Source organism: Kibdelosporangium banguiense (assembly GCF_017876405.1).
Taxonomy (GTDB): Bacteria; Actinomycetota; Actinomycetes; order Mycobacteriales; family Pseudonocardiaceae; genus Kibdelosporangium; species Kibdelosporangium banguiense.
This window is the reverse complement of the sequence record NZ_JAGINW010000001.1, coordinates 7,456,985-7,468,063: the sequence shown is the minus strand read 5'-3', so window position 1 is coordinate 7,468,063 and position 11,079 is coordinate 7,456,985. Positions and strand designations below refer to the sequence as shown.

Annotated in this window: 10 protein-coding genes; 2 read left to right on the top strand and 8 right to left on the bottom strand. The window is 67.1% G+C overall.

Annotated features, from left to right (window positions below):
- Positions 1-139 precede the first annotated feature (139 nt).
- Positions 140-991 (bottom strand): cytochrome P450, encoded by an 852-nt coding sequence (locus JOF56_RS34535; protein WP_209643634.1) that lies wholly within the window; start codon positions 989-991, stop codon positions 140-142.
- Between the two features lie 184 nt (positions 992-1,175).
- Between JOF56_RS34535 and JOF56_RS34530 the strand changes: the two genes are divergently transcribed.
- Positions 1,176-1,805 (top strand): TetR/AcrR family transcriptional regulator, encoded by a 630-nt coding sequence (locus JOF56_RS34530; RefSeq protein ID WP_209643633.1) that lies wholly within the window; start codon positions 1,176-1,178, stop codon positions 1,803-1,805.
- Between the two features lie 2 nt (positions 1,806-1,807).
- Here JOF56_RS34530 and JOF56_RS34525 read toward each other — a convergent pair whose 3' ends face one another.
- From JOF56_RS34525 to JOF56_RS34495, 7 genes are all read right to left on the bottom strand, one after another.
- On the bottom strand, positions 1,808-2,761 hold the full coding sequence (locus JOF56_RS34525; RefSeq protein ID WP_209643632.1) for a hypothetical protein: 954 nt from the start codon (positions 2,759-2,761) through the stop codon (positions 1,808-1,810).
- A gap of 9 nt (positions 2,762-2,770) precedes the next feature.
- Positions 2,771-3,433 (bottom strand): DNA alkylation repair protein, encoded by a 663-nt coding sequence (locus JOF56_RS34520; protein ID WP_209643631.1) that lies wholly within the window; start codon positions 3,431-3,433, stop codon positions 2,771-2,773.
- Positions 3,434-3,463: 30 nt separating this feature from the next.
- A complete protein-coding gene (locus JOF56_RS34515; protein ID WP_307855384.1) occupies positions 3,464-3,751 on the bottom strand; it encodes a hypothetical protein in 288 nt (95 codons plus the stop codon).
- Between the two features lie 77 nt (positions 3,752-3,828).
- A complete protein-coding gene (locus tag JOF56_RS34510) occupies positions 3,829-4,371 on the bottom strand; it encodes a hypothetical protein (protein WP_209643630.1) in 543 nt (180 codons plus the stop codon).
- A gap of 60 nt (positions 4,372-4,431) precedes the next feature.
- Positions 4,432-5,367: an alpha/beta hydrolase gene (locus tag JOF56_RS34505; protein WP_209643629.1), complete on the bottom strand. Its 936-nt coding sequence runs from the start codon at positions 5,365-5,367 to the stop codon at positions 4,432-4,434.
- A 90-nt stretch (positions 5,368-5,457) separates the two neighbouring features.
- Complete coding sequence (locus tag JOF56_RS34500) at positions 5,458-7,752, bottom strand: ATP-binding protein (protein WP_209643628.1); 2,295 nt, start codon at positions 7,750-7,752, stop codon at positions 5,458-5,460.
- Positions 7,753-7,785: 33 nt separating this feature from the next.
- On the bottom strand, positions 7,786-9,237 hold the full coding sequence (locus tag JOF56_RS34495) for an aldehyde dehydrogenase family protein (protein ID WP_209643627.1): 1,452 nt from the start codon (positions 9,235-9,237) through the stop codon (positions 7,786-7,788).
- A gap of 188 nt (positions 9,238-9,425) precedes the next feature.
- On the opposite strand from JOF56_RS34495, the gene JOF56_RS34490 reads away from it, so the two are divergent.
- Positions 9,426-11,048, top strand: a complete 1,623-nt coding sequence (locus JOF56_RS34490) for a sialidase family protein (protein ID WP_209643626.1) — start codon at positions 9,426-9,428, stop codon at positions 11,046-11,048.
- Positions 11,049-11,079: the final 31 nt, after the last annotated feature.

The window sequence follows — 11,079 nt, the reverse complement described above, 5'->3', positions numbered from 1 at the left end:
AGAATGGAGCAATGTCCGCGTCGTCGAGCAGATCCGCGCGTCAGTGATCAGAAGCCGGCACATCGGTGTGCGGGCGGCGATCGCCGAAGCCCGAGTGGTGAGTTCGCTCGTGCCGGCGATGCTGGAGAACGCCACTGAATCACTGACCGCCCCCGACGGGGACGTCGGCGAAGCCGTGACCCTGCTCCGGGACACGGCCAAGATCGCGGTACCGCCCTACCCGGACAGAGCCGTGGCGCTTTGCTTGCTGGGCTACGCCTTGTTGCTCCGATACGAGGTCGGTGGACGACGTCAGGACCTGCACGACTCTGCTGCGGTGCTGGACGAGGCGTACCAGGCGGCCGGGCTCGATCCCGACAACAGATGTGCTGTGCTGGTGAACTACGCCAATACGCTGCTCGCGCTGGCGGCCACTGGTAGCGGAGACCTCGACCGCGCCGGAGATCACCTTGGGGTCGCCGGTGTCACGGATACGGACAAGGGTTCCCGGATTCTCCAGCAGGGCCAGGGTTCCGAGGCCGATCATGTTGGCTGTGGTCTCGTGGCCGGCCGACAGCAGGATGAAGCTGTTCATCGCGATGGTCTCGCGAGCCAGCTCGCCGGTCGGCAGGTACTCCTGGATGAGACGGCTGATCAGGGCGTCGTCCGGTTCACCTTGCTTACGCGCCACCAGTTCGTACAGATAGCCGAAGATCTTTCCGTTGGCCTTCCGCTTTTCTTCTTCCGTTGCGGTGCGGCTCATCAGGACGCCGGTGATGTCCTGGAAGAACTGGTGATCGGAGTACGGCACGCCGAGCAGCAGCGAGATCACCAGCGACGGGATGGGTAACGCGTAGGCCTGTACCAGGTCCGCGGTGTTGCCTCCGGCGATCATCGTGTCGATGAACTCGCCTGCCATCTTCTCGATCTCGGGGCGCAGCGCGTTGACCCGTTTGACTGTGAAGTCCTTGGTCAGCATCCGCCGCAGCACCGCGTGCTCCGGGTCGTCCATATTCCCGGTATTCGGGCGCCGGGTCGAACGGGCAACGGGCGGCGCGTTCGCCGGGGAACACCGGCAGATCGGCTGTGCTGGTCATCAGATCTCCTCGCACAAGATCTTGCATTCGACTGCAAGTTCATCCTGCCGCCGAAGCTGGCACAAGTTGCATTCGACTGCAGGTTGCTACCCTGTGGTAGTGATTCCCGATACCGAGCGCCCGCTACGCGCTGACGCGGCGCGCAACGCCGAGCGCATCCTGCGTACCGCGCGTGCGGTCTTCGCCGAGCTCGGTCCGGACGCGCTGCTCGAGGAGATCGCCCGCCGCGCGGACGTACGCATCAGGACGCTGTACAACCATTTCCCGGCAAAGGCGGACCTGGTCCGGGCCGCTCTTGATCAGAGCATCGCCGAAGACCTCACCCCCGCCACCGAACAGGCACTCGCCGACGAGGATCCATTGCACGGCCTCGTCAGCCTGATCGAGGCCGCGATGCGCCTGGCCGCGCGGGAGTTGAACACCCTGGCCGCCGCCCGCAACGCCGGCACCATCACCGCAGAGGTCTACACCCCGTTCTACGAGTCGCTGACCACACTCGCCCAACGCGCACAGGACGTCGGCCAGCTGCGCGCCGACCTCGTCCCCGACGACCTGACCCGGATCATGGCCATGCTGACCAGCACACTGTGGACCATGGACCCCAGCACCGACGGCTGGCGGCGCTACCTCGGACTCGTTCTCGACGGCCTGGCCCCTGCTGCGGCAAACCCCCTGCACCCGCCGGTCGCCCTGACAAAGGAGCCGAAGACGGGCTCCTGGCCACTCTGACCTCAGCGGGGAATGCGCACCAAGACGTTGGGCAGGCCGGCCTGGGGCCAGGCGACGATCAGGTCGAGTGTGTCGCCTTCCGGACGATGCGTCGCGAACTCCTGGACGGCGACAAAACTGTGATCTCCTCCGGAGGAGGTTGCCTCCTGCGCGCCGAGCCAGAGGGCGTCGTTTCCTCTGACGACAGCCAAGGACGGACCTTCCCACTGGTGCGCCGGGGGAAACGCCTCCGCGGTCAAGGTGTCGGCCAGCGATCCCGTTGCGGCGCCGAATAGTTCGATCGACAGTGCCGAGCCGATCGCGGTCAGCCGAGTGAGGGCTACTACCGCGTGGTCGCTACGGTGCAGCACCCGAGGCTCCGCGATGACTGTGCCTGCCTCGATCCGCACCGGTAGGTGGTCGTTGGTGTGGTGGTCGGTCAACGGTGTGGTGACCGGCAGTGCGTCGACGGGTGCTTGCCAGATCGACGTGGTGCCCTGCTCGACGGTGGCCTGATCCGGCAGCGGGATCGTGATGGTCGTTTCCTCGAATCCGATCTCCGGCCAGGCCAGTACCAGCGACAGCTGGTCGAACATCGGCGGCAGGACACAGATGCAACGCCAACTCGGGCCGTCGGACCCGGTGTGGTCGTCGCCGCTCCACGACCACACCGTGGAGCCGTACTCCCAGCGCGCGTGCCCGGCTTGGTCAAGCCAGCCGAGCCGCAGGTTCTCTCCCTCGTCGTGGTCAGGGAGGAGCCGGCGGGGCGCGACCCGTACTGGCTCATCTCGCCGCAACCGAATGTCCCGTTGCCGCTGTGTCGCGTCGCGACGGTCCAGTGGTTGCCGGGCAATCACCTCGACCGTCAGCCCTGAGGTTCGCGATACCGCCTGGATGACCCCGACTGTCAGCTCCGGCCGCTGCACCAGCAGCCCGCCGCGGTGTGCCACCACGCCCAGAGTCAGATCCGCATCCATGGCCCAGCCCTACCTGGCGTTCTGCCGGCGCACCATCTCGTTGATCCAGATGGGCGCGAACGGGGATGTGCAGTTCGGCGGCGTCGGATAGTCCTTGAGCACTTCCAGGCGCTCACCGATGTCGAGTGCGCGGGCGCGATGGGCGGCGTGCTCGATCCCGATCTGGGCCAGGCAGTGGTTCATCGCCCACCGCAGACGATCCGGCGCGTCCTTCATCTCGGCCTCGATGGCGTCGAGCAGTCCCTTGAGGTCGAGGCCTTCGGGCTTCTTCGCCACGCGCTCGGTGGTCAGGGCCCAGCCCGCACTCGCGACAACGGGATCCGGATCCTTGAACCAGGCCAGACGCAGCTCTTCGGCGTACGGGCTCTTCTTCACCACGTAGTTCACGAGCCAGTCGTGCACCTTGGGAGTACGCGCCTCACGCAGCATGACGTCCAGTTCGTCACGCTCGAACGCCTTCGGGCGGCAGATCAGCAGCGCGAGCAGTCTCGCCGCGGTGTCGTCGGTCTCCCAGAGCCGACGCGCGAGTTCCTGCTGTGTCTTCAGCCGCTTCGCGACCGCACGCAACTTGCCGAGGTTCACACCGTGATCGTCACCGTGCTTCTTGTTCACCTCGCGGGCTTTGGGGTCATCGAGTGCGGCCAGCTCAGCCATCACCTCGGTCAGCGTCATCCCAGTCTCCCCTCAGGTGTGCGGCTCAGCCTACGAGGAAAGCTGACGTAAGATCTTCGACACCCAGTCCAGAGCGGCCGTGCACATCGCGGCTTCGTCACCCCGGGCGTGGGCGACCACCTCTTCGTCCCGCCACACGATCAGGGCGACAGACGACTCCGCCGGGGTCAGACCGACCACCCACTGGTGCCCGGCGTGCTCGAACGAACGCTCGGCAACACCCCACCGGCCGCCGGCCAGGACACTGACCCGCCAGCTGGGATCGGCAGCCAGGCCGGCCACTCCCCGAGGGCCGTCGGGACTCTCAAGGCCGTCCACCCGAGCCCACCTCTTTGGTGTTCACCTCCAGTTCATCTTAAATACACCTGACGCACAGTGAATACCAGGAGGACGTCTCAGCGACCGGGGCGGCCTCGGCAGCCCTTGACGTCAGGGAGTGACGAGGCGGACGGCGCATCGAGGTAACGAGGGCAGTTGGTCACGACGACAACGCACCACTGCTCATCCTTGCTGTGTAGCAGCAGGACGAGATCCATGTCTGGACGCTTGGTCGTTGTCAGCGTTGCCGTCGCCACGCCGTCGCGTTCGGAGGACACATCGAGCACGCTTGTGCTGCCCATCTGCGTCCACGCATCGGGTATCTCCAGCTTGCCGCTGTCACAGACATACGACCTGAAGTCGGACATATCAGCGTCAGTGAGCGACTCGGCGACCAGCTTTGCCGTGCCGCGTGCGGACTCGCGCGGATCCGGCCCCTTGACGATGAACATGATCGCGATGACCGCCGCCGCCAGCAGCACCACGAGTCCGGCGGACTTCCACCACCAGGAAACCGGCGCGGGTTTCGGCCGCGACATCCGCACGTAGCCCGGTGGCAGATCCGCCTGCCCGGGCTCGTCCCCAGGCTCGTCGGCCGATCGCGATGCCTTCGGACTCATCCCGGCATCCTAGGCACCGCGGCCGACAGCGAGGGTCGGTAGAAATCAGGCCACCGGCGGCTACGCCCAGGCGTCCCGCAGTGCCTGCACCACACGTGCCCGCGCTTGCAGGGCTGCCTGGATCACCCCGGACAGTTCGAAGAACGCGTGGATCTGCCCTGGGTAACGGGCATGGTCCACGGTTGCTCCCGCTTCGCGGAGCCGTCGCACGTACTCGACGTTCTCGTCCCGCAACGGATCGAGGTCTCCCGTGATCACGAGGGTGGGCGGCGCCGTGGCCAGGACCTCAGGCGAGGCGTAGAGCGGGGAGAGACGCGGATCCGTCCAGTCGGCACCGGCGGCGTAGTGGTTGCGGAACCACTGCATCGCTTCCTTGGTCAGCAGCTGGCTGTGCCCGAGCTCGCTGATCGAGGCGTGGTCGAGGGTGAGGTCGGTCGCGGGATAGACCAGTACCTGCGCGGCGAAGGTGCCCGGCAACTCGTTGGTGACGACCGCACTCAGGTTGCCACCGGCGGAGTCGCCGCCGATCGCCAGCCGAGCCGGATCGCCGCCCAGCGAGCCGATCTCTTTGATCACCCACTCCGCTGCGGTGCGCGCGTCATCGACACCGGCCGGGAAAGGATGCTCGGGCGCCAGCCGGTAGTCCACGCTGACCACCATGCAGTCCGCTCCCTGACAGAGAGCACGCGCCGTTCGGTCGGCGGCTTCCACACCGCCCACGGTCCAGCCGCCACCGTGCAGCCAGATCAGCACCGGGTGGGTGCCGTCGCCCTCTGGCCAGTACACGCGGGCCGGGACGCCGTCGGCCGACATGTCCGAGACCCGCCCGACCAGAGCCGGATCCCCGCCAAACGCGGCTGTCTGGTCGTAGACCTCACGCGCCACTGGCAACGGCAGCTCGTGCAGAGGTGGCGCCCCCGACTCCGCGATCATCGCCAGCAGTCCCGCCGTGGCCGGGTCCAGCCCTGGCAGCGCAATGGGCTCGGGAACTGTCATCGGGTGTTCTCCTCGTCGTCGAGTGGCCGGACGTCGAGAGTGCCGGATCGCCACCCCGCTCACCAGGGTGGAATCACCCATTTCCGGCCGTCACCGGTGAGCGTGCTCGGTGACCCAGGCGGCCACCTGCGACCGGGACGTGAACCCGAGTTTCGCCAGGATGTGCTCCAGGTGACCGTCCACTGTGCGGGGTGAGATGACCAGGGAGTCGGCGATCATCCGGTTGCTCAGTCCGCGCGCGACCAGCTGGGCGACCTCGTGTTCGCGACGAGTCAGGGCCGGCTTGCCGACAGGTGGCTCGGTTGTGGTGGCCGCGGCCTCGTCCAGGGCGCACGTGATGGCCTGGCCAAGATCGAGCCTGCCTCCCTGCGCAATCGCGGTGGCGAACGCACTGGCCTTCAGGGCATGGGCAACGTCCCGTTCACAACGGTCGTGATGGTCGGCCAGATGTGGCCCGAACGCCGCGATGGTCGTACCGATCCGTTGCCAGATGGCACGCAACGAACCGAGCAGCCGGGCCGCATGGCGGGATTCGCCTTTCGATGCCGCGACCCAGGCCAGCAGTTCGATCATCAAGGCGGTGCCGACGTGGTCGTTGAACCCGCTCTGGATGGCCAGACCGGCCCGGGTCAGTTCGGCGGCGGAATCCAGTTCCCCGCGTACCCAGGCGTCGAACCCCAATGACCACAGGGCATACGAGCGGCACCATAGCTCACCGCACTCCTCGCTGAGCATGATCGCGCGTTTCGCGGTGTCCGCGGCACGTGCGTCGCCCGCACAGGCCTGGGCGATGGCGAGCTGGAAGAGCGTCATCAGCACGCCTCGTCCGTCGTTCACCGCCGTGAGCTCGCCGATGGCCTGTTCGAACCGGTCGATCGCCTCCGCCAACCGGCCCTGAAAATTCGCCAAGGTGCCGCGCAGGCTCATCACCTGACTGCGGGCCGACGCGTCGCCGAGTTCTTCGCACTCGTCAAGCCGTTCGGCGGCGGTCTGGTAGTCGCCCTGCAGCAACGTGGCCCACGCCGCGACCCACAACGCTGTCGCCCTGGCCGGACAGTCTCCGCCTGGACGTGCCAGAACTCGGTCCAGCCACCGCCGGCCCTCGCTGAGGAAACCGTCCGCGCACCAATGGAACCGCAGGGCCGAGACAAGGGCCAGCGCGGACGGTGTGCGGTCCGGGTCGGACACGCAGTACTCCAGCGCGGCGCGAAGGTTGTCCTTGTCGGCACGCAGCCGGGCCAGTCCGGCCGCCTGGCCGCCACCGTTCCAGCGTGCCGCGATGCCTTCCGCCAGGTCGAGGTAGAAGTCGCGGTGCCGCGACCGCAACCGCTCCAGCTCCCCCGCCTCCACCAGCCGTTCCCGGCCGTACTGGCGGATCGTCTCCAGCATCCGGTACCGCACCTGCCCGTCGGAGTCGACGAGGAGGACCACGGACTGGGTGATCAACTGACCGAGCAGGTCGAGCACGGCTTCCTGCGGGACGTGTTCGTCGGTGCAGACGCCCTCGACGGCGTCCAGGCTGAACCCACCGGCGAACACCGAAAGCCGCGCCCACAACAACCGTTCTATCGGCGAGCACAGGTCGTAGCTCCAGCTGATCAGTGCACGAAGCGTCCGCTGACGCGGCTCGACAGTCCGGCTGCCCCCGCCCAGCACCGTGAACCGGTCCTCCAGCCGCTCCACCAGTTCATCGAGGGACAGCACACGCAGCCGCGCCGCCGCGAGCTCGATCGCCAGCGGTATGCCCTCAAGCCGGGCACAGAGCTTGGTGACCGTGTGCCGGTTGCGTTCGCTGATCTCGAATCCCGGCTGAATGGTGATCGCGCGCTCGGCGAACAGGCGGACTGATTCGTAGCCCTCGAGCTCCTTGAGCGGAGATGTCTGGTCAGGTTCGGGCGTCGACAACGGCGGCACTATGTAGATGTGCTCGCCGTAGACGCCGAGGGTGCGTCGGCTGGTGGCGAGCACACGCAGCCGTGCACCGCCGCGGAGCAACCGGTTCATGAGCAGAGCACACGCGCCGACGAGGTGCTCGCAGTTGTCGATCAGGATCAGGGCCTGCCGCTCGGACAGGTACTCGGTCAGCTGTTCCTCGGCGGGCTTGCTGGATTGGTCGGGAATGCCCAACGCGGTCACCACAGCACGCGGTACGAGCGCGGGCTCGCCGACCGGAGCGAGATCGACCAGCCACACCCCGTCGGCAAAGGCCTTGCGTGCCTCGGCCGCGACCTCAAGAGCCAGCCGGGTCTTGCCGACGCCGCCCGCACCGGTCAGGGTCAGCAACCGGGCGGTCGCCAGCCGGGCGCGGACGTCAGCGATCTCCTGTCGCCTGCCGACGAAACTCGTCAACGCGACGGGCAGGTTTCCCGAGATCCGACCAGTCATGAACACCGCAGCATAGCTGCGGCAGATCACGAGTCAGAGTGCGACGACGACCGACTTCGTCCGCAGGTACTCATCAAGCCCTTCTGGACCGTTCTCCCGGCCGTAACCGGACTGTTTGCAGCCGCCGAACGGCATCGCGACGTCCAGCATCGCCCACCCGTTGACCCAGACGATCCCGGCCTGTAAGGCGGCCGCCACCCGGTGTGCCTTGCTCACGTCGCGTGTCTGCAGCCCGGCCGCCAGCCCGTACGAAGTGCCGTTGGCCAGCCGGACCGCCTCCTGCTCGGTGTCGAAAGGCTGGACGGTCAGTACCGGGCCGAAGATCTCCTCCTGCACGTAGCGGGACTCCTGCCCGGCACCGACCAGCACTGCGGGCGCCACGAAGAACCCATCCGAAGTGGACGGAGCGGCGCCGCGGATCACCCTGATCCCGTCATCCTCCGCGGTGTCCAGGAAGGACTGGACCTTGGCCAGGTGCCTCGGACCCGCCATCGGGCCGACGACGGTCTCCGGCGCGCGTGGATCACCGACCCGCACCTGGGAGCAGGCCTGGGCGAGCGCGTCCACGACGTCGGCGTAGACCGGCCGCTCGACGAGCAGGCGCGTCCCGGCCATACAGAACTGGCCGGTGTTGAACACGAAGCCCGACATGGCCGTGTGCACCGCGGCGGCCGGATCGGCGTCCGCGAAGATCAGATTCGCGCCCTTGCCACCAAGCTCGACAGTCACCTTCTTGAGCGTCTCCCCCGCCTGGGCGACCACCCGCTTCCCGGTCGACGTAGAGCCGGTGAACGCGACCTTGTCCACACGGGCGTCCCGGACCAGCGCCTCGCCGGCCGACGCACCCCCGGTCACCACATTGAACACACCGTCCGGCACACCCGCGTCCTGCAACAGCTCAGCGAGCCGCAACGCCGTGAGCGGAGTTTCCTCGGCCGGTTTGTGCACGACCGTGTTCCCGGCCGCCAATGCCGCCGCGATTTTCGTACAGGAGAGAATGAGCGGGAAGTTGAAGGGTGTGATCGCGGCGACGACACCGATCGGCTCGCGTCGGGTGTACGCCATGGCGGGGAACGCGGTGGCACGAACGGCACCTTCGATCCCGGCGGCAAGACTGCCGTAGTACTCGAACGTCTCGATGGCGGTCGGTACGTCTATGTTGCGCGTGAACGTGATCGGCTTGCCGACATCCGTCGACTCCAGCTCGGCGAACTCCTCGGCCTCATGCCGTAGCAGATCGGCTACACGCAGGAGGATCCGGCCACGCGCCCGCGGGCTCAGTCCCGGCCAGACACCGGAATCGAACGCCGTCCGGGCCGCCTGCACAGCACGGTCCACATCCGCGGGCCCCGCATCGGCCACTGTGGTGAGTACCCCGCCCGTCGCCGGGTTGAGGATTTCCCTACCGGCGCCTGACATTGCCGGTACCCACCGTCCGGCCACGAACAGGTTCCCCTGCGGAATCTGCAGGTGCGCCACCGTCATGACCACGACCTCCCTTGTCACACGCCTCATCGCGGGTCCCGTGAGCGTCACAGAGACCGGCACCGCGGGGCATGGGTGAAACCACCCCTTTTCGCGGGGGCGCCGACAATTGCGTTATCCGGCAAAGGCTGTCCGATTCGATCACGCGGTGGTACGAAGCTCGCGCACGATCACCACTGGGAGGATCCTTGAAGCGCTCGAAAGCCTTCAGCAGGCTGATTGTCCTGACGCTGGCCGCCACCGTGCCGGTGTTGATCCCTGGTACCGCACACGCCGCGGTCCGTACGTTCGACAATGAGACTGTTGGGCAAGCACCATCCGGCACACGCACTTATGGCACTGCCACTGTGCAGAACGTGACGGTCGGTGGGGTGCAGACGCGGGCGGTGCGGGTCGTGGACTCCACCTCCAGCGCGCAGTCGCGCGTGCTCTTCCTGCAGAACGGCCTGCCGGCGAAACGGTTCACGTTCGATCTGCTCGCCAAGAGCACGAGCCAGTCCACGATCCTCGCGGTGCACGGCAGCGGCGCGAGTGAGGACACGGGGGCGTGGCGGTTTCTGATCCGGCCCCCGGCCGCAGGCAGCACGACAGGCGTGATCTCCGTGTACGACGGCACAGCCTGGCGAGATCTCGCGACCGTTGCCGGGCTGCACAATCCGAACGCGTGGACGCGGGTGGTCATCGATGCCTCGGCCACGTGGGCGGGCATCACAGTCGCGGGCAAGCAGTACCGGACCAGCGTGCGCGCCGACGCTGCCGGCGACATCACCAGCTTCGAAGTGGCGTCCTCCGGTACCCAGCCGACCGGGACCGACACCTACATCGACAACCTCGACATCGTCTCCACCGGGTCCGTGGTGGCGACCGAGCCGGCCGGGATCGAGGCCCGCTTCCCGGATCTGATCAAGCTCGCCGACGGCCGCATGATGGCCGTCTACCACTCGGCGGCCGGACACACCGAAGCCAACGGTGTCATCAAACTGACCTATTCGTCCGACAACGGCAGGACGTGGACCCCGCCAACGGTCGCGGTCAGCAACGCCTATGACAACCGCGACCCCAAACTCACGCAGCTCGCGGACGGCACGGTGTTGCTGAGTTTCTTCCAGACAGACTGGACCGGCTCCGGTTCGTCGAACCGCGGCAGTTTCGTGGCACGGATGGCCCCTGGCAGCACGACGTTCGCCACCCCCGTCAGGATCGCCAGCAACCAGGGCGGGAACTGGCTGCACGCACCAGCAGTGGAGATCCCCGGCGGGGATGTCCTGCAGCCGCTGTACGGCTCCGGTGCCTATGTCGCGCGCAGCCACGACGGCGGCCGCACCTGGGACGCCTCAGCCGAAGTGTTCGCCGCCCGCGACAACGACCGCTACCTGTACCAGGAACCCAACGTCACGCGCCTGCCCAGTGGGCAACTGGTGATGCTGATCCGCTCGTTCGACAAGATCCAGAACAAGAACGTGCCGTCGTTCATCACCCGTTCCAACGACGACGGCCGCACCTGGACCCCGCTCACGCAGTCGGACATCACGACGGCCTCCCACCACCAACTGCTCACGAGCAGCGGTGCACTGCTGCTGACCTACGGCGATCCCGGCGTGGCCAACCGCCCAACCTTCGGCGCCCTGATCGCCGACCCAGCCGGACCCTGGACCGGTTATCCGAAGACCTTGCTCTACAACTCCGGCCACGGCGACCAGGCCAACCCCACCAGCGCCGAAATCGCACCAGGCCGGTATCTGACCATGAGTTACAACGTCACCACCCGGCAGCTGCTGGCCTTCGAGACCACCACCGCCACGTATCGCTAGGGTTCGAGCGATACGTGGCGGCCACTCTTGC